Source organism: Streptomyces niphimycinicus (assembly GCF_018883605.1).
Lineage (GTDB): Bacteria > Actinomycetota > Actinomycetes > Streptomycetales > Streptomycetaceae > Streptomyces > Streptomyces niphimycinicus.
In genome coordinates this window covers 1-1,540 of sequence record NZ_JAHLEM010001192.1, presented here as the reverse complement: position 1 = coordinate 1,540, position 1,540 = coordinate 1, and the positions used below count along the sequence as shown (strand labels likewise).

Sequence of the window (1,540 nt, the reverse complement as noted above, 5' to 3'; positions counted from 1 at the left end):
ACCGCGGCTGGGACATCGAGTCGCTCTACGACGACGACCCCGACCAGCAGGGCACCAGCTACGCCCGTAACGGCGGATTCCTGCACGACGCCCACCACTTCGACCCCGTCTTCTTCGGCATCTCGCCGCGTGAGGCGCTCGCCATGGACCCGCAGCAGCGGCTGCTGCTGGAGACCACCTGGGAGGCGTTCGAGCGGGCCGGGATCGACCCGGCGGCGGTGCGCGGCAGCCGGACCGGTGTCTACACCGGCGTCATGTACAACGACTACGGCACGCTGCTGCACCGCGCCCCCGACGGCCTCGAGGGCTATATGGGCACTGCCAGCTCCGGCAGTGTCGCCTCGGGCCGGGTGTCGTACACCTTCGGTCTGGAGGGCCCGGCGGTCACCGTCGACACGGCGTGCTCGTCTTCGCTGGTCACCCTGCACATGGCGGTGCAGGCGCTGCGCAGCGGCGAATGCTCGCTCGCGCTCGCGGGCGGTGTGACCGTGATGGCCACCCCCGGCACCTTCGTGGCCTTCAGCAAGCAGCGCGGCCTCGCGACCGACGGCCGCTGCAAGCCCTTCGCCGCCGCCGCCGACGGCACGGCCTGGGGCGAGGGCGTGGGCATGCTGCTGATCGAGCGGCTGTCGGACGCCCGCAAGAACGGCCACCCCGTGCTCGCCATCGTCCGCGGTTCCGCGATCAACCAGGACGGCGCCTCCAACGGCCTGACCGCGCCCAACGGCCCGTCCCAGCAGCGCGTGATCCGCCAGGCCCTCGCCAACGCCCGGCTGTCCGCCGCCGAGGTGGACGTCGTCGAGGCACACGGCACCGGTACGACGCTGGGTGACCCGATCGAGGCGCAGGCGCTGCTGGCCACCTACGGCCAGGAGCGGACCGAGGACGAGCCGCTCTGGCTCGGCTCGGTGAAGTCCAACTTCGGCCACACCCAGGCCGCGGCCGGTGTCGCCGGGATCATCAAGATGGTCAAGGCCATCGAGCACGGCGTCCTGCCCAGGACCCTGCATGTGGACGAGCCGTCGCCACATGTGGACTGGACGGCGGGCGCGGTGTCGCTGCTCACCGAGCAGCTCGAATGGCCCGAGACCGGCCGTCCGCGCCGGGCCGCCGTGTCCTCGTTCGGCATCAGCGGCACCAACGCGCACACCATCATCGAGCAGGCCCCGGCGGAGCGGCCCACGGCCGCCGACGCGGCGCCCGAGCCCGGTGTGCTGCCCTGGATCCTGTCCGGCAGGAGCGAGGCGGCGCTGGGCGCCCAGGCCGAGCGGCTGCTGGCACACCTCGACACCGACCCGGGCCTGCGCCCGGCCGACATCGGCTACTCCCTGGCCACCACCCGCGCCGTCCACGACCAGCGCGCGGTGCTGGTCGGCACGGACCGCGACGACTTCATCCGCGCCCTGACGGCGCTCGCCCGGGGCGAGGCGGTGGCCGAGCTGGTCCAGGGCACCGGAACGGCGGGCAAGACGGCGTTCGTGTTCCCGGGGCAGGGGTCGCAGTGGGCCGGTATGGCGGTGGGGCTGATGGACGCCTCGCC

At 73.2% G+C, this 1,540-nt stretch carries 1 protein-coding gene; it reads left to right on the top strand.

The window, feature by feature from the left end; all coding sequences use genetic code 11:
• On the top strand, positions 1-1,540 hold a 1,540-nt coding region (locus KN815_RS48780; protein ID WP_216348159.1), incomplete at both ends, for a type I polyketide synthase.